This is a genomic window from Pedobacter sp. R-06 (assembly GCF_049913135.1).
In the GTDB taxonomy this organism is placed as follows: domain Bacteria; phylum Bacteroidota; class Bacteroidia; order Sphingobacteriales; family Sphingobacteriaceae; genus Pedobacter.
On the sequence record NZ_CP183977.1, the window covers coordinates 4,498,728 to 4,522,700 of the forward strand.

The 23,973-nt window shown below is 38.4% G+C and carries 24 protein-coding genes; 18 read left to right on the forward strand and 6 right to left on the reverse strand.

The window, feature by feature from the left end; all coding sequences use genetic code 11:
* Positions 1-20 precede the first annotated feature (20 nt).
* On the reverse strand, positions 21-974 hold the full coding sequence (locus ACN9MR_RS17960; protein WP_426325693.1) for an alpha/beta fold hydrolase: 954 nt from the start codon (positions 972-974) through the stop codon (positions 21-23).
* Between the two features lie 702 nt (positions 975-1,676).
* Between ACN9MR_RS17960 and ilvE the strand changes: the two genes are divergently transcribed.
* The 17 genes from ilvE to ACN9MR_RS18045 all read left to right on the forward strand — a co-directional run bounded on the left by ilvE (position 1,677) and on the right by ACN9MR_RS18045 (position 19,264).
* Positions 1,677-2,567 (forward strand): branched-chain-amino-acid transaminase, encoded by an 891-nt coding sequence (gene ilvE, locus ACN9MR_RS17965; protein WP_426325695.1) that lies wholly within the window; start codon positions 1,677-1,679, stop codon positions 2,565-2,567.
* Between the two features lie 38 nt (positions 2,568-2,605).
* Positions 2,606-3,265, forward strand: a complete 660-nt coding sequence (locus ACN9MR_RS17970) for an O-methyltransferase (protein WP_426325697.1) — start codon at positions 2,606-2,608, stop codon at positions 3,263-3,265.
* Between the two features lie 238 nt (positions 3,266-3,503).
* On the forward strand, positions 3,504-5,186 hold the full coding sequence (gene ilvD / locus ACN9MR_RS17975) for a dihydroxy-acid dehydratase (RefSeq protein ID WP_426325699.1): 1,683 nt from the start codon (positions 3,504-3,506) through the stop codon (positions 5,184-5,186).
* A gap of 47 nt (positions 5,187-5,233) precedes the next feature.
* Complete coding sequence (locus ACN9MR_RS17980) at positions 5,234-5,806, forward strand: ORF6N domain-containing protein (protein ID WP_426325701.1); 573 nt, start codon at positions 5,234-5,236, stop codon at positions 5,804-5,806.
* A gap of 21 nt (positions 5,807-5,827) precedes the next feature.
* Positions 5,828-7,579, forward strand: a complete 1,752-nt coding sequence (gene ilvB, locus ACN9MR_RS17985) for a biosynthetic-type acetolactate synthase large subunit (RefSeq protein WP_426325703.1) — start codon at positions 5,828-5,830, stop codon at positions 7,577-7,579.
* 47 nt (positions 7,580-7,626) lie between these two features.
* Complete coding sequence (ilvN, locus tag ACN9MR_RS17990) at positions 7,627-8,265, forward strand: acetolactate synthase small subunit (RefSeq protein WP_426325705.1); 639 nt, start codon at positions 7,627-7,629, stop codon at positions 8,263-8,265.
* A 115-nt stretch (positions 8,266-8,380) separates the two neighbouring features.
* Positions 8,381-8,770, forward strand: coding sequence for a glyoxalase superfamily protein (locus tag ACN9MR_RS17995; RefSeq protein WP_426325707.1), 390 nt, complete (start codon positions 8,381-8,383; stop codon positions 8,768-8,770).
* An 18-nt stretch (positions 8,771-8,788) separates the two neighbouring features.
* Positions 8,789-9,253 carry a DinB family protein gene (locus tag ACN9MR_RS18000; protein WP_426325709.1) on the forward strand — a complete coding sequence of 155 codons (465 nt, stop codon included), beginning with the start codon at positions 8,789-8,791 and terminating at the stop codon, positions 9,251-9,253.
* Positions 9,254-9,360: 107 nt separating this feature from the next.
* Positions 9,361-10,842: a ketol-acid reductoisomerase gene (gene ilvC, locus ACN9MR_RS18005; RefSeq protein WP_426325711.1), complete on the forward strand. Its 1,482-nt coding sequence runs from the start codon at positions 9,361-9,363 to the stop codon at positions 10,840-10,842.
* 105 nt (positions 10,843-10,947) lie between these two features.
* Positions 10,948-12,360 (forward strand): 3-isopropylmalate dehydratase large subunit, encoded by a 1,413-nt coding sequence (leuC, locus tag ACN9MR_RS18010; RefSeq protein WP_426325713.1) that lies wholly within the window; start codon positions 10,948-10,950, stop codon positions 12,358-12,360.
* A gap of 32 nt (positions 12,361-12,392) precedes the next feature.
* Positions 12,393-12,746, forward strand: coding sequence for an antibiotic biosynthesis monooxygenase family protein (locus ACN9MR_RS18015; protein ID WP_426325715.1), 354 nt, complete (start codon positions 12,393-12,395; stop codon positions 12,744-12,746).
* A gap of 121 nt (positions 12,747-12,867) precedes the next feature.
* A complete protein-coding gene (gene leuD, locus ACN9MR_RS18020) occupies positions 12,868-13,452 on the forward strand; it encodes a 3-isopropylmalate dehydratase small subunit (RefSeq protein WP_426325717.1) in 585 nt (194 codons plus the stop codon).
* Positions 13,452-14,921 (forward strand): ATP-binding cassette domain-containing protein, encoded by a 1,470-nt coding sequence (locus ACN9MR_RS18025; RefSeq protein WP_426325720.1) that lies wholly within the window; start codon positions 13,452-13,454, stop codon positions 14,919-14,921. The genes leuD and ACN9MR_RS18025 overlap by 1 nt, the downstream gene beginning before the upstream one ends.
* Positions 14,922-15,031: 110 nt before the next feature.
* Positions 15,032-16,123 carry a 3-isopropylmalate dehydrogenase gene (gene leuB, locus ACN9MR_RS18030; protein ID WP_057931994.1) on the forward strand — a complete coding sequence of 364 codons (1,092 nt, stop codon included), beginning with the start codon at positions 15,032-15,034 and terminating at the stop codon, positions 16,121-16,123.
* A gap of 10 nt (positions 16,124-16,133) precedes the next feature.
* Complete coding sequence (locus tag ACN9MR_RS18035) at positions 16,134-17,294, forward strand: 2-isopropylmalate synthase (protein ID WP_083488690.1); 1,161 nt, start codon at positions 16,134-16,136, stop codon at positions 17,292-17,294.
* Between the two features lie 224 nt (positions 17,295-17,518).
* Positions 17,519-18,769 carry a threonine ammonia-lyase IlvA gene (gene ilvA, locus ACN9MR_RS18040; RefSeq protein ID WP_426325723.1) on the forward strand — a complete coding sequence of 417 codons (1,251 nt, stop codon included), beginning with the start codon at positions 17,519-17,521 and terminating at the stop codon, positions 18,767-18,769.
* Positions 18,770-18,904: 135 nt separating this feature from the next.
* Positions 18,905-19,264 carry a cupin domain-containing protein gene (locus tag ACN9MR_RS18045; protein WP_426325725.1) on the forward strand — a complete coding sequence of 120 codons (360 nt, stop codon included), beginning with the start codon at positions 18,905-18,907 and terminating at the stop codon, positions 19,262-19,264.
* A gap of 62 nt (positions 19,265-19,326) precedes the next feature.
* On the opposite strand, the gene ACN9MR_RS18050 is transcribed toward ACN9MR_RS18045, so the two are convergent.
* A complete protein-coding gene (locus tag ACN9MR_RS18050) occupies positions 19,327-19,887 on the reverse strand; it encodes a DUF4230 domain-containing protein (protein WP_057931998.1) in 561 nt (186 codons plus the stop codon).
* Positions 19,888-20,023: 136 nt separating this feature from the next.
* On the opposite strand from ACN9MR_RS18050, the gene ACN9MR_RS18055 reads away from it, so the two are divergent.
* On the forward strand, positions 20,024-20,437 hold the full coding sequence (locus ACN9MR_RS18055) for a hypothetical protein (protein ID WP_426325727.1): 414 nt from the start codon (positions 20,024-20,026) through the stop codon (positions 20,435-20,437).
* A 14-nt stretch (positions 20,438-20,451) separates the two neighbouring features.
* Here ACN9MR_RS18055 and ACN9MR_RS18060 read toward each other — a convergent pair whose 3' ends face one another.
* From ACN9MR_RS18060 to ACN9MR_RS18075, 4 genes are all read right to left on the reverse strand, one after another.
* Positions 20,452-21,444, reverse strand: coding sequence for an ABC transporter ATP-binding protein (locus ACN9MR_RS18060; protein WP_426325729.1), 993 nt, complete (start codon positions 21,442-21,444; stop codon positions 20,452-20,454).
* Positions 21,445-21,617: 173 nt separating this feature from the next.
* On the reverse strand, positions 21,618-22,403 hold the full coding sequence (locus tag ACN9MR_RS18065; RefSeq protein ID WP_426325731.1) for an outer membrane beta-barrel protein: 786 nt from the start codon (positions 22,401-22,403) through the stop codon (positions 21,618-21,620).
* 82 nt (positions 22,404-22,485) lie between these two features.
* On the reverse strand, positions 22,486-23,244 hold the full coding sequence (locus tag ACN9MR_RS18070; RefSeq protein WP_426325733.1) for a hypothetical protein: 759 nt from the start codon (positions 23,242-23,244) through the stop codon (positions 22,486-22,488).
* Positions 23,225-23,794 carry an RNA polymerase sigma factor gene (locus ACN9MR_RS18075; RefSeq protein WP_025146912.1) on the reverse strand — a complete coding sequence of 190 codons (570 nt, stop codon included), beginning with the start codon at positions 23,792-23,794 and terminating at the stop codon, positions 23,225-23,227. The genes ACN9MR_RS18070 and ACN9MR_RS18075 overlap by 20 nt, the downstream gene beginning before the upstream one ends.
* Positions 23,795-23,973: the final 179 nt, after the last annotated feature.

A 23,973-nucleotide genomic window follows, 5' to 3' on the forward strand; every position in this document is an offset into this window, starting at 1 on the left:
GGAGGCTTTTGTTTTTTGTGTTATTGTTTAACAAAATCACAAACTGTTGCAGTAAATTCCTTATTGTTTTCATAATAAAGCATATGCGAACCACCCAGCTGCGCTACCTTTTGATTGGGGAATTTATAATTTTTATAATAATCCGGTCCAACCGCATGATCACCCTTGCCCGTTATAATCAAGGCCGGTGTTTTAATCTCAGTGGTAAGTAAAGCATAATCTTTAAAATATTCCGGATACTTCTGCACCTTTGTACTATCCATCAAAGGCATAAAAAGCGTCATTCCGAAATCTGATGTACGTTTATAGGAATTTTCGATGCTGTCCATTTTAATAATGGTATTTACATCATTGGCAAGATATTTATATCCAAGATGCACTGCGCTTAACTTTTTTCTAACCAGCGCCGCTTCATTCATTAATTTTTTAAAATCTGTTTCATTTATAGTGGTATCCTTTTTTAATAACCGGTATCCATATTCAATTTGTTCCTTAACTTGATTTGGATTCATAAAATGGGCTATTGTGTTCGCCATGATGATGCCAGATAAATGTTCGGGATACTTCAGGGCATAATTAATGGCCAGAACACCACCGAATGAATGACTAAGTAAGTACACTTTTTCTACACCCAATTTTAACCGCAGTTCTTCAACATCTTGAACAACCCGGTCTAAACTATAATTCTTTGCATTTTGCGAATGACCAGATCCTCTTTGATCCAGATAAACCATTGTTAAACATTTCTCCAGGTTTGCTCCACCCATTTTTTCAAAGGAAAGAAAATCCTGACCAGGGCCTCCATGCAAAAAGATACAAACAGGGCCTCTGCCTGCTACCTTAACAGATAATTTTACAGCATCAGAAGTAAAAATGGTCTGGTTCCCCATTTTGAGATGGGAGGTTGAATCTGATGGGGAACATCCACCAAATAATATGATTAAAAGAATCGAAAGGATATAAATTGTTTTCATAGGAATAGTTTCTAATATTAAATTACATAACTATTTCCAATAAGCAATTAAAGGAATTTAATAATACCTTAAAATCCACAAAGAAACCATCAATAATGCTTCGCATTTTACATCAAAACATAGCGTGAATTTTTAATTTTGAACGTGCTTTTATCCATTTTAGGCAGAAAAATAGAAAATTTATAATGCAAGCATAACAAATAGACCGTATACCGTTTTGATATTTGGTCTACGGCTATCGGCATTAAATAACTAATCCAACCTTAGTTAAGAATAATATTCCGATTATTAACAAATTTACAGAACAATATTTTTATTTAACTTTTTTCTGATTTCTCTTGCATATTAATGAACCAAAAACTAAATTGGTTTTTATAAACAATAACATAATAATGGCTATCCAGAACAACATATTTTTTACCTCTACTACTGCGAGAGCAGCTGGTAATGTAGTGTTGTTACCTGTCATTTTACTTAATCTCCTACTCCTAAACATTTTATGGGGTAATAAGCGGACGCAGTTTAAATAGATTTTAAAAACTAAATATACCTAAAGCGTCCCGATACAAAACGGGACGCTTTTTTTAAATAACAGAAGACAGTATTATGAACCGTCCATGATAAATAGTCAAAATAAAGAATGGAATGCTTATTATCATGGTAAGCTCCATCTGACGGTTAAAAGACAATAAGAATAAACAGATGAAATACTATAATTCTAATACGATTATTTACCTCGATGGACAGTTTGAAAAGGCTGTAAATAGCAGTACTGACCTTTATGGTCAGTCGCTACACTACGGTTATGCTGCTTTCGAGGGTATTAGAGCCTATAAAACACACAACGGCAACCGTATTTTCAAAGCTGCGGCCCATTTCGATCGCTTAGAGCGTTCTTGCCAATTGGCGAACATTCCTTTTCCCTGGGATAAACAAGAATTAATTGCAGCAACCTATAAATTACTTCAGTTGAACAAACTGAAAGATGCTTATATCCGTCCTTTGGTATTTTGCCACCCGAACATGAAATTAAACGAGCCAAGTGGGGTTTCGATCTTAATCTGTGCATGGGAGTGGGATGCTTATTCTGGCAACAAATTATTAAAATTAACGGTTTCTGATTATGAAAGACCAAACCCTAAATCGATTCCAATGGAGGCGAAATTGAGTGGAAACTATGTTAATTCTATTTTAGCTACTACAGCGGCAAATATTAAAGGTTATGATGAGGCTTTGCTTTTAGATATGCATGGTTTTGTTGCCGAGGCATCTGGCGCGAACATCTTTCTTGAAAAAGACGGGAAACTATTTACACCATCTTTAGGAAATATTTTACCAGGTATTACACGTGCAACCGTAAAAGAACTTTGCACCGTTCTGGATATAGAATGCATTGAGAAAAAGTTAACCCTAGAAGATTTAAAAAATGCCGATAGCGCTTTCTTATGCGGAACAGCAACCGAAATAGCAGGTATAGCATCAATTGATGATATTGTATATCGCCCGTTGTGGAGAGAATCTCTTGGTTATACTATACAACGGGCTTATAAAAACCTGGTACTGGAAAAAGTGAATTACGAAGTAATTATTTAAAATTGGTTAATAGATCATAGTTAAATGGTTGATAGCCAATGAAGCTATTAACCATGAGCCAAAAGACCATCAACCACAATAAAAACCTAAATAGTAAAAAGATATCCAAAAAGCAGATGACTGAAGAAATTAATCAACACTTCCCGAAAGCCTACCAGCAAATTAATGTTGCAACAAAAGCATCAGGATTTGACATGGCATCTGATGTGCTGACCTGCTCTTTGCTCAGAACACTTGCTTCTACTAAGCCTTCAGGCAAATTTCTGGAACTTGGAACTGGTACAGGCTTATCTACTTCGTGGATTTTGGATGGTTTAGATCAAGAAAGTACACTTACTTCGATAGATAACGATGTTAAATTCTTAGCTATTGCCAAAACATTTCTTGGCGATGACGATCGTTTAACATTGGTTGATACTGATGGCGCCGAATGGATTGAAAAGAATAAAGATAAAAAGTTCGATTATATTTTTGCTGATACATGGCATGGAAAATACCTGCTTTTAGATGAAGCCTTATCCATGCTTAATAGCGGCGGACTTTACATTATTGATGATATGCTGCCACAAACGAATTGGCCTGATGGCCACCAGGATAAGGCCGTAAAACTGATTAAAGATTTAGAATCTCGTGATGATCTGTACTTAACCAAGCAGGTTTGGGCAACAGGAATCGTGATCGGAGTAAAAAATAAATAAGATTAAATAGTTCTTTACTTTTTTAAATAGTTAGTATGTTTGTGATCCATCAAAGACATGAATTTAAACACAAACATTATTAGCAACCTAATTATTGTCATTTCTCAAAAGAGAGGTGGAAATCGTTGCGTATAATATAAAAAATATACCATATCGAAACCGCCTCCCACAAGAGGCGGTTTTTTTTTGCCTCAAAAAGAAATAATTGAAATACAACAGAATACATACAATTTAAACAATGAGCGAATTAAACAAGTACAGTAAAACATTTACACAAGACCCTACACAACCGGCAGCGCAAGCTATGCTTTACGGAATCGGATTAACTGATGCTGATATGGCTAAAGCACAGGTCGGTATTGCAAGTATGGGTTACGATGGTAACACCTGCAATATGCACCTTAACGATCTTGCAAAAGATGTGAAAAAAGGGGTCTGGAATAATGGTTTAGTGGGCTTGGTTTTTAATACCATTGGCGTAAGTGATGGGATGAGCAACGGTACAGATGGAATGCGTTATTCGTTAGTAAGCCGTGATGTTATTGCTGATAGTATTGAAACCATTTGTGGTGGCCAATATTACGATGGAATTATCTCTATTCCTGGCTGTGATAAAAATATGCCTGGCGCGATTATGGCCATGGCACGCTTAGATCGTCCTTCAATTATGGTTTATGGTGGAACAATTGCCCCAGGCCATTACAAAGGCGAAGAATTGAACATCGTTTCAGCTTTCGAAGCTTTGGGGCAGAAAATATGTGGCAACCTTTCTGAGGAAGACTATCAGGGTATCATAAAACATACCTGCCCTGGTGCAGGTGCTTGTGGAGGGATGTATACTGCAAACACAATGGCATCAGCAATAGAGGCTTTAGGTATGAGTTTGCCTTATTCATCTTCGAACCCAGCAATCAGCGAGGAGAAAAAACAAGAATGTTTAGATGCGGGTAAATACATCAAAATCTTATTAGAGAAAGATATCAAACCATCTGATATCATGACGAGAAAAGCATTCGAAAATGCCATTCGTTCTATTATCATTTTAGGTGGCAGTACGAATGCAGTATTACATTTTATTGCAATGGGTAAAGCTATCGGTATCGAAATCACCCAGGATGATTTTCAACGCATGAGTGATGTAACACCTGTACTTGCCGATTTCAAACCCAGTGGAAAATACTTAATGCAGGATTTACATCAATATGGAGGTATCCCTGCAGTATTGAAATATTTATTAAACGAGGGTTTATTACACGGAGATTGTTTAACTGTTACCGGAAAAACTGTAGCTGAGAATTTGGCTGACGTAAAATCGATCATGGATTATGATCAAAAAATCATTCAGAAACTAAGTGAGCCGATTAAAGCTACTGGTCACCTACAGATTCTTTATGGAAACCTGGCAGAAAAAGGTTCGGTTGCAAAAATAAGTGGTAAAGAAGGTGAGAAATTTGAAGGCCCTGCACGTGTATTCGATGGCGAGCACGATTTAATCGCCGGAATTTCGAGTGGGCGTGTTCAACCAGGCGACGTAATCGTAATTAAAAATTCTGGTCCGGTAGGTGCACCAGGTATGCCAGAAATGTTAAAACCAACCTCAGCAATTATTGGTGCTGGTTTAGGCAAATCAGTAGCTTTAATTACCGACGGACGCTTCTCTGGCGGTACACATGGTTTTGTGGTTGGTCACATTACGCCTGAATCTTACAAAGGTGGCTTAATCGGCTTAGTGGAAGATGAAGACCGGATTTTAATCGATGCGGTAAACAACATCATCAACCTCCAAGTAAGTGATGAAGTGATTGCCGAGCGTAGAAAAAACTATGTACAACCAGCATTAAAAGTAACAAAAGGTGTTTTATATAAATATGCTAAAACCGTTTCAGATGCAGCGAGTGGTTGCGTAACTGACGAATATTAAAATCAAAAAATCATCCCCAGATTAATTGATTACTAAGAAAATAGATTATGCAAATAATTAAAAGTATTCAGAATAGGATTTATGAAATCCGGGGAGAAAGAGTAATGTTAGATTTCGATTTGGCAGTACTTTATGAAGTGGAGACAAGAGTATTAAATCAAGCCGTAAAACGAAATATAAAGCGTTTTCCTCATGATTTTATGTTTCAACTCACGTCCATAGAGTGGCAAAATATGCAGTCACAAATTGTGACCGCATCCCAAGTTACAAATCCATCATCACAATTTGTGATGATGGGTAACATACCACAAAATAGGACAAGCAAATATTTGCCTTATGCCTTTACAGAGCAAGGTGTAGCCATGCTGAGTGGCATTTTAAAGAGCGATAAGGCGATTAATATGAACATTGCCATTATGAGAGCTTTTGTTGATGTTCGGAAAATTTTGCTAAAGCAAAGCAACCTTAACGAACAGTTAGCAGAAATTAAAGAACGGATTGGCGAACATGATGTTCAGCTCAACGAGCTTTATGATGCAATGGAAAATTTAATAGACGAGAAAATTGCTCAATTAAAATGGAACGAAAGACAAAGAATTGGGTTTAAAATTAAAGAATAGTAGAACCGCAAAAACATAACTATGGAAACTGCACAAGATACAATACAACAAAACGAGGCGAAAGCAGAAACCTCAAAAACCTTATTCAAAGGAACAGGCTCGCAGGTTTTGTTGAATGGATTAATTGAAGAAGGTGTAACCACCATTTTTGGTTATCCGGGGGGAGCAATCATGCCTATTTATGATGCTCTTTATGATTATGCCGATAAATTAGAACACATATTGGTTCGCCATGAGCAAGGTGGTATCCACGCTGCTCAGGGTTTTGCAAGAGCAAGCGGCGAAGTTGGTGTTGTTTTCGCAACCAGCGGGCCAGGTGCAACCAATCTGGTTACCGGTTTGGCAGATGCACAGATAGACAGTACGCCATTGGTTTGTATCACCGGACAGGTTTTCGCTCACTTATTGGGAACAGATGCTTTCCAGGAAACCGATGTGATTAATATAACCACGCCAGTTACAAAATGGAACTATCAGGTTACTGATGCCAAAGAAATTCAAGAAGTACTGGCTAAAGCTTTTTATATTGCGAAAAGCGGCAGACCAGGCCCTGTATTGATCGATATTACCAAAAATGCACAGTTACAATTGGAGGAATTCCCCGAATATGTAAAATGCAATCACATCCGCAGTTATCGCCCGAAACCAAAAGTTAGGATCGAATATATCGAGCAGGCAGCCGAATTAATCAACTCAGCAAAAAAACCTTTCATTCTATTTGGACAAGGGGTTATTTTAGGTAAAGCCGAAGAAGAATTCAAAGCATTTATTGATAAAACAGGTATTCCTGCTGCATGGACCATTATGGGTGAAGGTGCTATCCCAACTTCACACCCGCTAAATGTAGGTATGTTAGGTATGCACGGTAATTATGGTCCAAACGTATTAACCAACGAAGCTGATGTAATTATTGCCATCGGCATGCGTTTTGATGACCGCGTAACCGGCCGTTTAGATAAATATGCTAAACAAGCTAAAGTGGTACATTTAGATATCGATCCTGCCGAAATTGATAAAAATGTTAAAGCAGAAGTTGGTGTTTGGGGCGACTGTAAAGAAACTTTACCCCTACTAACTAATTTAGTTAACGAAAACAAACACGAAGATTGGTTAGCTAAATTCAGACAATATAATCAAGAAGAAATAGATCAAGTCATTACTCCGGAACTTTATCCAACTGGTGATGAAATGACCATGGGCGAAGTATTGCGCAACATCAACGAAATCTGCGGTGGCGATGCCGTAATCGTTACCGATGTTGGTCAGCACCAAATGGTGGCCTGTCGCTATGCTAAATTCAACAATACCCGCAGCAACATTACTTCTGGTGGTTTAGGCACAATGGGTTTTGGTTTACCGGCTGCCATTGGTGCTAAATATGGTGCACCTGATAAAACCGTTATTGCCATTATTGGTGATGGTGGTTTCCAGATGACACCTCAGGAGCTGGGTACCATTATGCAATTTGGTGCAGCAGTGAAGATTCTGATTTTGAACAACCGCTTTTTAGGCATGGTTCGCCAGTGGCAACAGCTTTTTCATGATAAACGTTATTCTTTCGTGAATATCACCAGTCCTGACTTTGTTGCTTTAGCAAAATCGTATTATATCGAAGCGAGCAAAGTTGATGAACGTGCAAACCTAAGAACTGCGCTAGAAACCATGATCAATCACGAAGGTTCTTACCTATTAGAAGTTATGGTAGGCAGAGAAAATAATGTTTTCCCTATGGTTCCTCAAGGAATGAGTGTAAGCGAAATCAGGCTGAAATAAGGTAGAAGGTTCAAAGGCCTAAGGTTTAAGGTAAAAAAGAAATTATCATGAGTACTGAAAATACAATAGAATATAAAATAGATAAAGCCGATTTAGACGGAAAACAGGAATACACCATTACGGTTTATGCCGAAAACCGTATCGGTTTATTAAACAGGATTGCAATCATTTTCTCCAAAAGAAAAATCAACATCGAAAGCTTAAACACCTCTCCATCAGAAATTGATGGGATACACCGTTTCAACATCGTCATCCACGAAGGTTACGAAGTAGTGAGAAAGCTGGCCCGCCAGATAGAAAAACAGATTGAAGTACTGAAAGTTTATTTCAACACCAACGAAGAAATTATCTGGCAGGAACTTGCACTTTACAAAGTTTCTACAGATGAAATTGCAGAAAAAGTAACCGTAGAGCGTTTATTAAGACAGTATGGTGCCAGTGCGGTGGTGATCCGTAAAGATTATACTGTTTTTGCGGTAACTGGTCACCGCGAAGAAACTGATGCTTTGGTAAAAGCTTTAGAGCCTTACGAGTTAATTGAATTTGTAAGATCTGCCAGAGTTGCCATTATTAAAGACAGTGCTGGATTTCACGAAAAATTAAAGGAATTCGAAGCTTTCGAACCAGGCGAAGAATTGATAGAAAATGAGTTTTTAGAAAAAGGACAGAAGATTTTTACGATGTAAACAACAACAAATCCGTCATTGCGAGAAGGAACAACGAAGCAATCTTTTAGACTAGTTCAAATAGATTGCTTCGGCTCACACAAACCCGGCCTCGCAATGACGAAAAAATAACAATATGAAATGCAATAAAGTCATACCGATTTTGAGAATGTTCGATTACGATAAAGCAGTTGAATTTTATGTAAACTGGTTGGGCTTTAAAATAGACTGGGAACATACTTTTGAAGAAAATACCCCTGTTTATATGCAGATTTCGTTAAATGGGATTGAATTACATTTGAGCGAACATCACGGAGACAGTTCTCCAGGCACACATATTCATATTGATTGTACTGGTTTAAAAGCATTTCACAAAGAAATCATAGATAAAAAGTACAAATATAACAGGCCGGGTCTGGAAAAAACTTTTTACGGAACCTGGGCAGTAACAGTAAACGACCCATTCTTTAATAAGATTACATTTAACGAAGAATTAACCGAAGCAGACAAACAAAACGATAATTAGATAGATACGAATTATAATATGATGAACGAGGTATTTGATTTTATAATAAACTCACGCAAGGCATTTATTAAGTTAATAGATGATTTAACAATCGAAGAATTAAATAAAATTCCCGATGGTTACAACAATAATATCATCTGGAATTTTGGCCATATTGTAGTGAGCACGCAAACGCTTTGTTATGTACGTACAGGTGTATTGCAAGATGCTGCTTCGGTAAAATTTAACGAGTATTATAAAAAGGATACAAAGCCATCTTATACAGTAACTGAAGAAGAAGTAGCAGAATTGAAAGCCATCGCATTAGAGAGCATTGAAAAAATAAAAGATGATTATGCAAATGGAAAATTTTCGAGCATCACTTCTTTTACAACCGCCACCTATGGCGTACAGATGAACAGCATTGAAGAAATCCTGATCACAACCATTGGCCACGATAATGTACATCAAGGTTATGCATGGGCGCTAAAGAAACAGGTATAAAATGGAAGATTTGAAATTGAAAATGGGTGGAAAAATCTTTGTAATCAACCCTAAGGAAAAAAAGAATATATAACGATAATTAAATAGAAATTAACCAATAAAAAACAATGGCAAATTATTTTAACACATTACCTCTTAGAGAAAAATTAAACCAATTAGGCGTTTGCGACTTCATGGACAGTTCTGAATTTTTAGATGGCGTTAGCGCATTAAAAGGCAAAAAACTGGTAATTGTTGGTTGTGGTGCACAAGGCTTAAACCAAGGTTTAAATTTAAGAGATAGTGGTTTAGATGTAAGCTACACTTTACGTAAGGAAGCAATTGAAGGCAAACGCGATTCGTGGAAAAACGCAACCGAAAACAATTTTACAGTTGGCACTTACGAAGAACTGATTCCAAATGCAGATGTAGTAATTAACCTTACTCCAGATAAACAACACACTGCTGTTGTAAATGCAATTATGCCTTTAATGAAAGAAGGAGCTACTTTGTTATATTCTCACGGTTTCAATATCGTTGAAGAAGGTATGCAAATCCGTAAAGATTTAACCGTTATTATGGTTGCACCTAAATGCCCTGGTAGCGAGGTTAGAGCAGAATATGTTCGTGGTTTTGGTGTTCCTACCTTAATTGCAGTTCACCCTGAAAACGATCCTCAAGGTAAAGGATTGGCACAGGCAAAAGCATATTGTGCTGGTACAGGCGGCCACAGAGCTGGTGTATTAAAATCATCTTTCGTAGCTGAGGTAAAATCAGATTTAATGGGCGAGCAAACCATCCTTTGTGGTTTATTGCAAACAGGTTCTATCCTATCTTTCGATAAAATGGTAGAAAAAGGAATCGATGCAGGTTATGCTTCTAAATTGGTTCAATATGGTGTTGAGGTAATTACCGAAGCCTTAAAACAAGGTGGTATTACGGCCATGATGGATAGATTAAGCAATGTAGCTAAAATAAAGGCTTTCGAAATTTCGGAAGAATTGAAAGACATTATGCGTCCATTATTCCAAAAACATCAGGACGATATTATGAGTGGCGAATTTAGCCGTACCATGATGGAAGATTGGGCAAATGGCGATAAAAATTTATTAAAATGGAGAGCTGAAACAGGTGAAACTGCTTTCGAAAAAACACCAGCTGGTGATGTTAAAATCGGTGAGCAAGAATATTTCGATAACTATACTTTAATGGTTGCTTTTGTTCGTGCGGGTGTTGAATTGGCTTTCGAAACCATGGTACAGGCAGGTATCAAACCAGAATCAGCTTACTACGAATCGTTACACGAAACACCACTTATTGCCAACACCATCGCACGTAAGAAATTGTTCGAAATGAACCGTGTAATTTCTGATACTGCTGAATACGGTTGTTATTTGTTCGATCAGGCTTGTAAACCACTTTTAGCTGATTTTATGAAAAAAGTAGATACTGATTTAGTTGGTAAAAACTTCAATGAAGGTAAAGATGGGGCTGTTGACAACAGACAATTAATCGATATCAACGAAGCTATCCGCTCTCACCAGGTAGAACAAATTGGAGCAACCTTGCGTAAAGCAATGACGGCAATGAAAGCGATTAAAACTGCATAGAAACAAAAAGAATGTCATCCTGAGCCTGTCGAAGGAATTCTTTTTGTTTCTATAACGAAAAAGTCTTCGACAAGCTCAGACTGACAAACATTAAATAATAATAAAATGTCAAAAACATTAGTAGAAAAAATTTGGGATGCTCACGTCGTAAAAAGTGAAGAAGGATTTCCTGATATTTTATACATTGATACACACTTAATACACGAGGTAACCTCTCCGCAGGCATTTGATGGTTTGCGCAAAAGAGGATTACCTGTTTTTCGTCCGAAGCAGACTGTAGCAACTGCCGATCATAACGTACCTACCTTAAATCAATTATTACCAATTAAAGAGGAGCTTTCGCGTTATCAGGTAGATATGCTCACCAAAAACTGTGCAGAATTCGGTGTAGAACTGTATGGTTTAGGACATCCTTTTCAAGGCATTGTGCATGTTATTGGCCCTGAATTGGGCATCACCTTACCTGGTAAAACAATGGTTTGTGGCGATAGCCATACCTCTACTCATGGTGCTTTTGGCGCCATTGCATTTGGTATCGGTACTTCGCAGGTAGAGCAGGTTTTCGCCACGCAATGTTTATTGCAGTCGAAACCTAAAACCATGAAAATCGAGGTAAACGGCGAGCTTGGAAAAGGCGTTGGTGCAAAAGACATAATCTTATACATTATTGCCAAAATCTCTGCCGCTGGCGGTACAGGTTATTTTATAGAATATGCAGGTTCGGCAATCGAAGCTTTAAGTATGGAAGCCCGCATGACGATCTGTAATATGAGTATCGAAATGGGTGCCCGCGGTGGGTTAATTGCACCAGATCAAACCACTTTCGATTACATTAAAGGAAGAGAATTTGCTCCTGCCGGCGAAGAGTGGGATAAAGCTTTAGCTTATTGGAAAACATTATATAGCGATGCTGATGCTAAATTCGATAGTGTTTTAACTTTCGATGCGGCAGATATCGCACCTATGATTACCTATGGTACCAATCCTGGAATGGGCATGGGTATCCAGGAACATATTCCGGCCACTGGTGCACAACCCGAAAAAGAAAAACTTTCGTACCAGAAAGCGTTAGATTATATGGGCTTTGATGACGATTCTTCATTAATCGGGAAATCGGTTGATTATGTGTTCATTGGAAGCTGCACCAACTCACGTATTGAAGATTTACGCGAAGTTGCCGATTTTGTTAAAGATAAACGCAAAGCCGATAATGTTACAGTTTGGATTGTTCCAGGATCGAAACAAGTAGAGCAACAGGCTAAAAACGAAGGTTTGGATAAAATTTTCGAAGCCGCTGGTTTCCAGTTACGCGAACCAGGTTGTAGTGCCTGTTTAGGAATGAACGAAGATAAAATCCCTGCAGGTAAATATTGTGTATCTACATCAAACAGGAACTTTGAAGGCAGGCAAGGACAAAATGCACGTACATTATTAGCCAGTCCGCTTACCGCAGCAGCAGCAGCAGTAACCGGAAAAATTACCGACGTAAGGGATTTGCTGGATAAGGTAGAAGGTTAACCCCTAAATCCCCTGAAGGGGACTTTAGCACTATGAATAATAATACTACCAATACTCAATCAAGAGCCCCCTCAAGGGGGTTGGGAGTTTTAGAAGTTGCCATATTAAATGTAAAAGCCGGGTTATCGGCTGATTTTGAAAAAGCTTTTAACGAAGCGCAAAAAATCATTTCTTCGATGGAAGGTTACATTTCTCATCAGCTTCAAAAATGTATAGAGGTAGAAAATAAATATATCCTGCTGGTAAACTGGAAAACACTGGAGGCACATACCAAAGGTTTCAGGGGATCAGCAGAATACCAGGATTGGAAAAAGTTATTACATCACTTTTATGATCCTTTCCCTACAGTTGAACACTTTGAGATGGTAGAGGGTTGTAGGGCTTAAGGCGGAGGGTAAAAACTTGGAGCATAAAATTACCCCCATTAAGCAAAAGGCTTAAAGAAATAAGATAAAAAGTGGAATACAAGTCTCGCTACTTGGTACTCCTTACTTGATACTAATTGACATGAAAAAATTCACAAAATTAACATCGGCAGTAGTGCCATTAAACATAGAGAACATCGACACCGACCAGATTATCCCTGCAAGGTTTCTAAAAGCGACCACCCGCGAGGGTTTCGGCGAAAACTTGTTCCGCGACTGGCGTTATGAAAACGATAACCAGCCTAAAGCTGATTTCGTGATGAACAACCCAACCTACAGTGGTCAGGTTTTAGTGGCAGGAAAAAACTTTGGTTGTGGCAGTAGTCGCGAGCACGCCGCATGGGCTATTCAAGATGCTGGTTTTGATGCGGTAATCAGCAGTTTCTTTGCCGATATCTTTAAAGGAAATGCCTTGAACAATGGTTTATTACCAATTCAGGTAAGTGACGAGTTCTTGGCGCAGATTTTCAAAGCGGTTGACAGCAATCCAAAATCGGCCTTAGAAGTTGATTTAGAAAATCAAACGGTTACCATTTTAGAAACCGGTGCTAAAGAATCATTTGAGATCAATCCTTACAAAAAATCGTGTTTGATAAATGGTTATGATGATATCGATTTCATCTTAGCCCAAAAAGAGTTAATCGCAGAATTTGAACAGACAAAATAATGCTTAAACCATTTGTCTATATACAAAACCTAAACTTAAGTTACCGCAATAAAGCGGTGCTAAAGGATTTGTATTGGGAAGTAAATGTGTGCCAAAACTGGGTTTTATGGGGCGAAAGTGGCAGCGGAAAAACTTCTTTGGCCAAAGCCATTGCGGGTTTAATTCCTTCTCAAGGCAGCATTGAAATCAATTACGATGCCCAAAGTAAATTACCGGCCGAAGTTTTATTTGTAGAAAGCTGGTATCAGTTTAAAAACCTCGAAGGTGTTGCAAACTTTTATTATCAGCAACGCTACACCAGTTTACAGGCTAATGATACTTTGACAGTACATGCAGAACTGGTAGCTTACGGCAAAGAAAAAGGACTCCATTTCGATTTGGTTGAACCGATCTTAGAAGCACTGGGCTTTGCTACTTTTGCCAGTTCACAGCTAATCGAATTATCAAGCGGCGAACATAAAAAACTGCAGTTGGTTAAAGCCTTATGGTTAAAACCCCAATTGTTAATCATCGATCAGCCTTATACCGGTTTGGATAAAGCATCGCGCAAAAACCTGAATACGCTTTTGGACCAGATTACAGCAGAAGGTGTACAATTAATTTTAATCTGTAACGATTTAGAATTTCCTGCAAGTATCGATTGTTTTGCAGAGATTATAGACGGGCAGATTGTAAGCTCGTTTTCAAGAGAAATTGGAGACCTTCCACCTGAAATACACAAAAGGAAAATCCCAGCTTTTTTAAAGGAGTCGCCTATTTATTCATCAACTGATATGGTAAAAATGGTTGATGTCAACATCAGCTATGGCGAAAAACAGGTGCTAAAAAATATCAACTGGGAAGTTAAAGCTGGCGAAAAATGGTTATTGCAAGGCCCAAATGGCTCTGGAAAATCTACTTTATTGAGTTTAATAAACGGCGATCACCCCCAATCTTACGCCAACGAGCTTTATTTGTTTGGCAACAGGCGTGGAAGTGGCGAAAGTATATGGGATATTAAGCAGCACATTGGTTTAATATCGCCGGAATTTCATTGGTACTTCGATGCCACCTCAACCGTTTGGAAGTGTATTGCTTCGGGTTTTTACGATACCGTGGGCCTGTTTCAGCAATTGCCTTATACCAAAAGGACACAAGTTGATGAGCTGATTGAATATTTTGGATTAACCGAAAACAAAAATGAATTATTAACCGCACTTCCACTCGGTAAACAGCGATTGGTATTATTAGCGCGGACGATTATAAAAAATCCGGAACTATTAATTCTGGATGAACCTTGCCAGGGTTTAGACCAACAGCAAACAAAACATTTTAATCAATTGGTTGATGAATTGTGCAGCAACGGGATGACCTTGATTTATGTTGGCCATTTTGAATCGCAGCTGCCAACCTGCATAGAAAAAAGAATATTGTTAGAAAAAGGCGAGGTAAAAGTCGTCGAAAGTTTAAACACAGAAATATTAAGCTGATGCAAGCTTAGCCACAGAAACACGGCGAACACGGAAACAAAATTTTTCTGTGATTTCTGTGCCTCCGTGGCAACGAATAGGCAAATTGCAAAGCAAAAGAGGAGTCAACAATGAAGAAGAACATTTTAGTAATACCTGGAGACGGTATTGGGCCCGAGGTTACCACTTGGGGAAAAGCAGCATTAGAGAAAATTGCCGAAATTTTTGGCCATGAATTTGTATTCGAAGAAGCTTTAATGGGCCATGCGGCTATTGAAGTTACCGGCGAGCCTTTGCCAGATGAAACTTTAGAAAAAGCAAGACAAAGTGATGCTATTCTTTTTGGTGCAATTGGCCACGCCAAATATGATAACGACCCAAGTTTAAAAGTTAGACCAGAACAAGGTCTGTTAAAAATCCGTAAGGAACTGGGTTTATTCGCTAATCTCCGCCCCATATTACTATTTGATGAACTTCTTCAGGCATCGAGCATCAAACCCGAAATTTTAAGAGGGACCGATATTTTGTTCTTCCGCGAATTAACGGGTGATGTTTACTTTGGTGAAAAAATTCGCTCTGAGGACCGTAATACGGCTTCAGACCTGATGATTTATCACCGTTATGAAGTAGAACGCATTGCACATAAAGCTTACCAGGCCGCACAGCAACGTAACAAAAGATTATGTTCGGTAGATAAGGCAAATGTTTTAGAAAGTTCTCGCTTATGGCGCGAAACCGTTCAGGAAATTGCAAAACAATATCCTGATGTAGAAACTGAGCACATGTTTATCGATAATGCAGCCATGCAGTTGATCAAAAACCCTAAGAAATTCGACGTGGTTTTAACGGCCAATTTATTTGGAGATATTTTGACAGATGAGGCTTCACAAATTGCAGGTTCGATGGGTATGCTGGCTTCGGCATCTGTTGGCGAAAGCACAGGTTTCTTCGAACCGATCCACGGTTCTGCACACGATATTGCAGGTAAAGATTTAGCTAATCCATTGGCTTCTATCCTATCGGCAGCATTAATGTTAGAAATTGGATTCGGACTAAAAGAAGAAGCCAAATTATTGGTTGATACCATCGACCAGGTACTGAAAGAAGGTTTTAGAACACATGACATTGCCGACCAAAATACAAACCGATTTAAAGTTTTAGGCACAGCTGAAATGGGTAAATTGGTACTTAAATTCTTATCACAAAAATTAATCACTTCCTAAACTTAAGATCATGATTCACGACCCAAACAAAGTTTATATTTTCGACACGACATTGCGTGACGGTGAGCAGGTTCCAGGCTGCCAGTTAGATACAAACCAAAAAGTAGAAATCGCTAAATCACTTGAGCTTTTAGGCGTTGATGTGATTGAAGCAGGTTTCCCGGTATCTAGTCCAGGAGATTTTAATAGTGTAATTGAGTTATCGAAAGCGGTTACCAACCCGATTATCTGCGCTTTAACCCGTGCAAATAAAAATGATATCGATGTTGCTGCAGATGCTTTACGTTATGCGAAAAGACCACGTATCCACACGGGGATTGGTTCATCCGATTTCCATATTAAACATAAATTTAACAGTACCCGCGAAGAAATTTTAGAACGTGCTGTTGAAGCTGTAAGGTATTCGAAAAAATTTGTGGAAGACGTGGAGTTCTACGCAGAAGATGCCGGCCGTGCTGACATTGAATTTTTGGCCAAAATGGTTGAAGCAGTAATCGCTGCTGGTGCCACCGTGGTAAATATTCCAGATACCAACGGTTATTGCTTACCAGACCAATACGGCTCGAAAATTCTTTTCTTAAAAGAAAACGTAAAAAATATCGACAAAGCCATCATCTCTGTGCATTGCCACAACGATTTAGGCTTGGCTACAGCCAATTCTATCGCAGGTTTACAGAATGGTGCCCGTCAGGTAGAATGTACCATTAACGGCATCGGAGAGCGCGCAGGCAATACATCTATGGAAGAAGTCGTCATGATTTTGAAAACGCACAAGATTTTAGGCTTAAACACTCAGATTGATGCTACCCGTTTCTATGAAATGAGCCACATGGTGCGGAACCAGATGAATATGCCAGTACAACCAAATAAAGCAATTGTTGGTGGAAATGCATTTTCGCATAGCTCAGGCATTCACCAGGATGGTTTCTTGAAAAACCGTGAAAACTACGAAATTATTAAGCCAGAAGATGTTGGCTTCCCTGATGCAACCATTGTATTAACTGCAAGAAGCGGACGCCATGCTTTAAAACACCATTTAGACCGTTTAGGCCATAAATTGGAAAAAGATCATTTAGATATTGTTTACAAACAATTTTTGGTTTTAGCCGATAGCAAACAAGGCATTAACGATTACGATTTGAACCAATTGGTTGCCTTGCATTTAGCTTAATGCGGCTAGGGTTTAGTGCTGAGCGGTTAGCGTTTTTATATAACGCACTGACTTATTTTTCTAACCCTGATCCGATAACTATCGGATGGAATGAGCATGAAGCGCAGCGAAATAAATGTAAAGCAGGAGAGCTGCCTCTGATGGAACACCAAACCCTGCTTTACAAAAAAATACAAGTGAAATATTAGTCTCGATACTCATATCTCTCTTCTTGATACTAAATTATGAATACTACAACACCGAATACATTAGATTTTCAATCTGCATCGCAACGGTTAAAGGGCGTAGTAAAACGCACACCTTTAGAGTTTAACGCCGGACTTTCTGCACATTATAATGCGAATATTTACTTAAAAAGAGAAGACCTGCAGATTGTGCGTTCCTACAAATTACGTGGTGCCTACAATAAAATCAGCACCTTGCCACAAGATGCATTAATTAACGGCGTGGTTTGTGCCAGTGCTGGTAACCATGCACAGGGTGTAGCCTATTCATGCAAAAAACTTGGTATTAAGGGTGTTATTTTTATGCCGGAAATTACGCCGAAACAAAAGGTTAAACAAACCTACATGTTTGGTGGTGAAAATGTTGAAGTGGTTTTAGTAGGCGATACTTTTGACGATTGTTTAAAAGAAGCTTTGGTTTATAGTGCCGAAAAATCGGCTACGTTTATTCCTCCCTTCGATGATGAAAAGGTAATTGAAGGACAGGCCACGGTTGGTATGGAAATTTATGAAGACCTGCCTGATTTAGACATTTTGGTAATGCCTGTTGGTGGTGGCGGTTTGGCATCGGGCGTGAGTGCTTACATGAAAACCGTTAAACCCGAAGTGAAATTGGTTGGTGTTGAGCCGCTGGGTGCACCATCGATGGTTACGGCCATGGAACACGGCGGCCCTTATACTTTAGAAGAAATAGACCGTTTTGTAGATGGTGCGGCCGTAAAAAGGATCGGCCACATTACTTATGAATATTGCAAGGAATTGCTGGATCAGATGCATTTGATCCCTGAAGGAAAGATCTGTACCACCATCTTAAAATTGTATAACGAAGATGCCATTGTGGTTGAACCTGCCGGGGCACTTTCTGTGGCTGCATTAGATCAGCTTAAAGACCAGATTGCCGGTAAAACCGTAGTTTGTATTGTAAGTGGCGGAAATAACGATATAGAGCGCATGCAGGAGATTAAAGAGAAATCTTTGCTTTTCGAAGGTTTGAAACACTATTTCATTGTCCGTTTCCCACAAAGGCCAGGCGCTTTAAAATTATTTGTAAACGAGGTTTTAGGTCCACAGGATGATATTACCCGTTTTGAGTTTATAAAAAAAACAAATAAAGAAAATGGCCCTGCATTGGTTGGTATCGAACTTTCGAACAAAAACGATTATGCGAGTTTATTGCAACGCATGAAAGATTTTAAATTCGAAATTATCGAACTGAACCAGGACCAGACTTTGTTTGAATATTTGGTTTAATAGTTAACCGCAAAGGGCGTAAAGTTTTTCACAAAGCACACAAAGTATAATTTAATTCCTTTGTCATCCTGAGCCTGTTGAAGGATAACCGCAGTGTTTCGACAGGCTCAACATGACACATCTTAATAGAGAAAAATGAATTTCAAAGACCTAAGCAACAAAGTATTAATTTCTGATAACGATATCGATTGGGAAGATTTAGGAGCAGGCGTTAAACGCAAAATTATGGCTTACGATGACCGGTTGATGTTGGTTAAGGTAGACTTTGAAAAAGACGCTATCGGTATCATTCACAATCATCCTCATTTGCAAATGAGTTATGTAGCCAAAGGAAGTTTTGAAGTAAGCATGGGCGATGATAAGAAAATCTTAAACGAAGGCGATGTTTTCTTTGCCCCATCAAATGTATTCCATGGCGTGGTATGTTTAGAAGCCGGATTATTGATTGATATTTTTAATCCACATAGGGAAGATTTTTTAGTTACGTCACCCTGAATTTATTTCAGGGTCTTTGTTAGATAAGATGCTGAAATAAATTCAGCATGACGACAACTTAATTACTCAAAGGTAAACCGCACATTCTTATAGCCCAATCCTTCGATAATCGGTTTAAGTACAGTTGTAGCATTGGTTTTTGTTTGTGCTAAAATACTCGATTTTTTAACCTCAGCAGTTACCTGTCTTTCGGCTGCTTTATACGCTTCATCTACTAAACCGGCTTCGCGGAAGAAAGCCATTTTTGTATCGTAAACCCGGGAGTTTTTATGATCGATTTTTACATAACATATTTCGGGCTGTGGCAAATTTACTACAGCTGTGTCCGCATCAATATCAATATCTTCACGGGTAATTTTTGTTAAGTCGATACAGCCTACTGCTTCGGCTTTAACAATCAATAAAACACTGGCTTCGGGTAAAAAGTCTGTTTTATTTTTGTGTTCTAAAACGTCGCTGATCTGGTACCTTACCAGCTCTAGCTTACCAATTGCCTCAATTTTCTCTACCAGAAGCTGATGTTTGCTCTCTACGGAGGTATTGATACTAAACTTTTTGGAAATAAATAAATATCCGGCAACTATTAAAATTAACCAGGGTAAGAGGCGAAAAAAGAGCTTCATATTTTAAAAAAACAGGGTACCAACATTTGTGTATTTAATCTGTTGCACAATAATTAATCCATAAATCTTCAATTTTATTTTTTTGGCAACAGATTTGTAATACCAATATCACACACACAAATAAAAACTAATCAACATGAAAAAATTTACCATCTTAATGCTTTGCATTGCCACACTAGGTCTGGCTTCCTGCAAAAAAGAAACTGTCTATCAAGAGTTAAGAGCTAAAACTTATAACTTTACGATTAATTCTAATGAATGGCTACGCAATGCCAATGGGAGCTATTCTGTAAATAAGCCACTAGCCGCCATTGATGGGGTAACATTAGATGATGAAGGTGTTCTAGTCTATTTTGAGCATCCTAGTGATCCAAATGGTGATATCCAATTACCTTATACGTTCAATTACAATGCTTTTAGTTATAAAATTTCTAATGGAGGTTTAAGGTTTGATGTTCAGGACACTAATAATTTAACAGCTACAGTTCCACCTAACTACAATACTTTGGTAAAGGTTGTTATTATTCCGTCTGACTACGCTGGAAATTAAGTCCAAAATAATATTTAAAACTCTAAAAAACGACTGATGTTCAACTGAACATGGTCGTTTTTTTTATGTTCTCCCCTGTTCAGCTGCAAAGCGCGGATATTCACGCCGTTTCTTTCCAAAAGCAGTTCGTCATAAAAGCCTTTGTAGTACACATCCTTTACCTCATAGCGCCTGCTACTCCAACTATTGCTTACTTCGGCCCATTCAGGGTAAAAAACAACGAATTCTTTTTCCGTTTTTAAACCGATTTTTTCGGCATCGGCTTTCGATAAAACTACAGCATTGCCTAAAATCTGAGCAGTATAAATATGTTTTGGGTGCTGGTAAATTTCTGCCGGTTTTCCTGTTTGCAGCAATTCGCCATTTTTTAGGATAAGTAATTGGTCGGCCAGGAATAAGCCATCGGCCGGATCGTGAGAAACCAAAATTACAGTGACACCAGTTTCGGAGGCCACTCGTTTTATATCAGCCCGCAATTGATTTTTAAGTAACGCATCAACCTGACTAAAAGGCTCATCTAAAAGTAAAACCTGTGTATCGGCAACCATGGCTTTAGCTATGGCCACGCGCTGTTGCTCTCCCCCACTCAACTCAATAATTTTTTTGTTCTGGAGCGGTAAAATCCGAAGATGCTCCATAATCTGGAGCGTTTTTTCAGCTTTGGTTTTAAGATCGGTATTTGATAGTTGTGAGGCGATATTATCGTAAACCTTCGCATAAATATTTAACGAAAAATCCTGCGTTACCATTTTCATCTGCTTATGGCCAGGGATGAGTTGTTCATCGGGCCCTTTAACTCTTTGGTCTTCGAAAAAGATTTCACCCTCATCGGTTTTTAACAGCCCATAGATGGATTTCAGTAAGGTCGATTTCCCGCTCCCACTCTCTCCTATTATAGCCACTACATCGCCTCTTTTGATCTCGAAACTTACATTTTTGATTCCGCCGGCCTGTTCTGCCTGATATTGCTTGGTTAAGTTTTTAACGCTGATTATGGTATTGCTCACACGGTAAAGATAATAAAAAGGTGGAGGGTTTTAAGGTGGAAGGTTTGAGGTAAAATGGGATGAAATAAAAAATCCTGTCTCGCCTAACCGAAACAGGATCTGTTTTATTTGTGTGTTGACGCCCTACATCTTCAGGAGGGTTTAATTAAGTCCCCTTTAGGGGATTTAGGGTGTTAGTTTAGCCCGAAGGTAACCCCAAAGCTCATGTTTTTCAAGCCAGCTTGTTGAGCGGTAGTAAACATATCGTTAAAGTAATATTTGGTAAATAATCCTATACCACCATAGCCAAATCTAACTGTACCACCGTAACGAACCGATTGAAAGTGGTAGCTATCGTATTGTTTTTCTTTACCACGTTCTTCACTTACCTGTTTAATTTTTCCATTTAGCAAAAAGCTAACCTCTGGACCCAAAACCAGGTAAAATCTTTTGCTGTTTTTGTTTTCGCTGGTACGGAATTCGAAGTTTAATGGAATATGTACATAGCTACTCGAGAATCGGTTTTTTGAAAAATGTACAGGCGCCTGATCGGTATATACAAATTCGTTAGCGTTTTTAGCAATGGTAATGTCTTTTCGTAAGCGGATCAACGTCCAGTCGAATCCACCGGCTACATAAACTTTAAAGTTAGAGTTAAAGCGGTAGCCTAATTGCAGAACATCGAAAGAGAAAGTACTGGTTTTGCCACCTTTATAATCCAAAAAATCGTTGTTTGGAGATAAGTTGAAACTACCATTATCGATTAACCTGGAGAAACCTAAATCAACTCTGGTAAAAGTAATTCCGCCCACGAAACGGCCTTTTTTAACTGAATCTGTAGATTTGGTTTTAATGATGATACCGTGTCCTTCACTATAATCCATTTTCTTTTTGGTACTATCTTGTTGTGCAAAAGCACCTGGAGCCATAACACCGGCAAGCCCGCTTACCAAAAGTGTTGTATAAATTAGACGTTTCATATGTGTGTGTTGTTGAGTTATTTAATGAGTGAATGGTTTGAATTTCGTATCCTAAAATCTGTTAATCCTGATCAATCCTAGCTTATTTCTTATTCCGTTTACCTATTTTAAACGGGCCGATATTGATCGATGCCAAAGAAGAATCATCATCATCCGTACGGAACTGAATCAGCTTATCTTTTCTTTTGTCCATTTTATTAACAATGAGGTTTACCACATCGCCAACATTACGGATGCCTTTATTGCTCTGTTCATTTTCGTTAACAGGATCGTCTGTTTTAACTGGCGTTGCAACAACCGCAGTTACAATCTCTTCTTTTGGCTGTAAAATCGCCTCTTCGATTTTTGTTTTGATATCTTTTTTAGGTTCTTCAACTTTAGCTATAATTGTTTCTTGCTTTTGCATTTCAGGAGCTGTAACTATCCGCGGCTGCTCCACAGCAGGTTTAATGTCTTGTTTCACCTTTGTTTTGGCAATAGCACTCACTGCCTTAGGTCGAACTGGCAAAGCTGGTGCAATATTTTCAACTGGCGCAACAATTGTAGTTGAAGAATCTTTAATAGCCTGTACCCTTACCGCTGGTTTAGATTTTTCAATTGTGTTATTGGCCAATCTTTTATCTCCATCAGTGGTATCTTGTTGTTGATAAACCAAAACCCCAACTGTAGCAATTAATAGCACAGCAGCTGCTGATAACCAATAAATCGGTATGATTCTTTTTTTCTTGGGTGTTATTTCGCTTTCAATGCTGCTCCATAAATCCCTATAAGGTGCTACTTCTGCATCAGCAAAAGCATCCTTAAATAACTGATCAAAATCCTTATCCCGTATAGGTTGCATAACCAAATCCCTCCATTTTTATAATTTCTTCTTTTAATATTGCCCTTGCTCTCGATAGTTGCGATTTACTTGCTCCTTCTGAGATTCCAAGCGTTTCACCAATTTCTTTGTGCGAATAGCCTTCTATTACGTACATGTTAAAAACCATCCGGTAACCATCTGCCAATTTTTGTATCACTTTCATTAAATCCTGCATCCCTAAAGTGCCAAAATCAAATCCGGTTGATGGTTGCTCGTAAGCTTCATCTATTTCTACCACATTTAAGCTGCGTAAATTTTTACGGTAACTTTCAATTGCAGTGTTCACCATAACCCTTCTAATCCAGCCTTCAAAAGAACCATCGCCCCTATACTCTTTTATTTTCTGGAAAATTTTAATATACCCCATTTGCAGCACATCTTCTGCCTCCATTCTATCTTTGGCATAGCGCATGCAAACGGCCAACATCTTCGATGCAGTTTGCTTGTAAAGCAGCTCTTGCATCTTCCGGTCGCCAGCCTTGCAGCCTTCCATCAAATCGTTTATCGTATAGCTTCGCGTCAATTTCATTGTGTGTTTGTATATAGAAGATGGCAGATTACAAACAATGGTTGCATGAGGAGACAAAAAAAGTTAAATAAAGTTAAAAACAGCTAAACACCTATTGATTATCAACAAGATATAGTTAAAATATTTTTGAAGAAAGATATAGATTTTTTATTTGAAAATAAACACTCAGCATTTCATCG